We start from the raw sequence: 1,853 nt of genomic DNA, 5'->3' as shown, positions 1-1,853 counted from the left end.
AAGTGCTACAGCGACCTTTGCGCGTCCGATTGGACGCGCGGCGCTGTAAGGCATTCACGGCTGCAATCCACAGCCCTTCCCACCGAGCAATGTGCCGAGGGCCCGGCTTCATAGAAAGTTCTGTCTTTGCATGGCAGACCGTTGCGCCGACACAAGCCGCCCTTGGCCTTCAGCCCACTTGCCGTCGCGCATCCAGCAGCTACGATTTCACCTCCTCTTGACCGAACGGAGTGGCCATGGATCGGAGTGAATTTCGCGAGCATCGCTTTCGGTTGCAGGACGACCTGCAGCTTTATGCCAGATCCTATGGCGATGTACGGGGTGGACGGATCCCGGTCATCTGCCTTCCCGGCCTTGCACGCAACAGCCGCGACTTCCATGAGCTCGCGTGCTTTCTCGCCTCGCCGGCGGGAGGCGAGCATTTCATCCTCTCGCTCGACTCCCGCGGGCGCGGCTGCTCGCAGCGCGACGACGACAAGAGCCGTTACACGGTCGCGACGGAAACCTCGGACCTCATCGCCGCCTGCGCCCATTTTGGCATCGAGAAGGCGATCTTCATCGGCACGTCGCGCGGCGGCCTGATCCTGCATCACCTCGCCGGCCTTGCCCCCGCTTTGATCGGAGGCGTCGTTCTCAACGACATCGGCCCCGTCATCGAAATCGAGGGGCTGCTGCGGATCAGGGACTATCTCAACGCAGCGACAGGACCGGCAAGCTGGACCGCGGCACCTCGCTACCTGCAATCCGTACATGGGGATGATTTTCCAATCCTCCGCGAGCACGATTGGCAGGAGATGGCAGAGGCAATCTATCGCGACGAAGGCGGCATCCCTGTCGCCGACTTCGATCCGGCAATCGCGGCACAGTTGCGGATGCTAACGGCCGATACGTCACTTCCGGATCTTTGGCCGCAATTCGACGCCTTCGCCGGCCTGCCGATGATTGTCATTCGTGGGGAGCGTTCCCGGCTGCTGTCGAAAGCAACGGTCGAAGAGATGAAGCGTCGGCATCCGAGCCTGATGTCCGTGACCGCGGACGGACAGGGGCATGCACCGCTCCTGCATCTCGACGGCCCAAGACAGGCTATAGCGGCCTTTCTACAGCGGTAACGGTTTGCGCTCGGCCTACGCAGAGAAGCGTCTCTCGCTCGACGAAACGCCCAAAATGAGAAAGCCCGGCTCAAGAGCCGGGCTTCCCTAACTGACCGAGGTCAGGTCAGATTAGAAGTCACGCTGCAGGCGGAGGAAGCCGAAGACTTCATCGTCGCCGTCATCCTGGTCTTCGTACTGAACCGACAGACGGGTAGCGAGGCCTTCGGTGATCTTGTAGTCAACCGTACCACCAACGCGCCATGCGTCGTTGCTGCCGAAGTCGACGAGCGAGCCTTCCGACAGGTTGCCGAAGTACTGAGCGCCGGGGGTGATTGCGAGCTTGTCGTTGACGTTCCAACGGTACGAAGCAGCAACGGTCCACTCAGAGCGGTTCCAGTAAGCGTTCGGGTTGGATGCCCAGATACCAGCGACCTGGAAGACGCCCGGACCGAGGTCAGCCGAGAGCAGAGCGCGGATCGCGCCTTCTTCGAGTTCGGTGTCGAAGCCGCCGAGCAGGTCGAAGCTTACGCCGCCGAGCGTAGCGGAAACGATACCGGCAACGCCGACGCCGTTGTCCTTGGTGGAGGTACCTTCGAGTTCGTCGACCGAGACACCGGCCTGGAAGGTGCCGCCATCATAGAGGTAAGCGAGCGAGTTGAATTCGGTGAAGTTGCCGAGCGAGTCGGTTTCACCGTTCAGGCCCTTATCCCACCAGCTGTAGAAGAAGCCGGCCTTGAAGCCGCCGAGCTGGATGTAGGCTTC

General features: G+C 61.5%; 2 protein-coding genes. One reads left to right on the top strand and one right to left on the bottom strand.

All coding sequences use genetic code 11. The features are described 5' to 3' along the window. Positions 1–236: 236 nt before the first annotated feature. Positions 237–1,109 carry an alpha/beta fold hydrolase gene (locus tag GHK62_RS32905; protein WP_153443198.1) on the top strand — a complete coding sequence of 291 codons (873 nt, stop codon included), beginning with the start codon at positions 237–239 and terminating at the stop codon, positions 1,107–1,109. A gap of 111 nt (positions 1,110–1,220) precedes the next feature. Here GHK62_RS32905 and GHK62_RS32900 read toward each other — a convergent pair. After that, a partial coding sequence (locus GHK62_RS32900) for a porin (protein ID WP_167528428.1) occupies positions 1,221–1,853 on the bottom strand: 633 nt, incomplete at its 5' end.

Source organism: Sinorhizobium terangae (assembly GCF_009601505.1).
Taxonomy (GTDB): Bacteria; Pseudomonadota; Alphaproteobacteria; order Rhizobiales; family Rhizobiaceae; genus Sinorhizobium; species Sinorhizobium terangae.
This window is presented reverse-complemented; position numbering and strand designations above follow the sequence as displayed.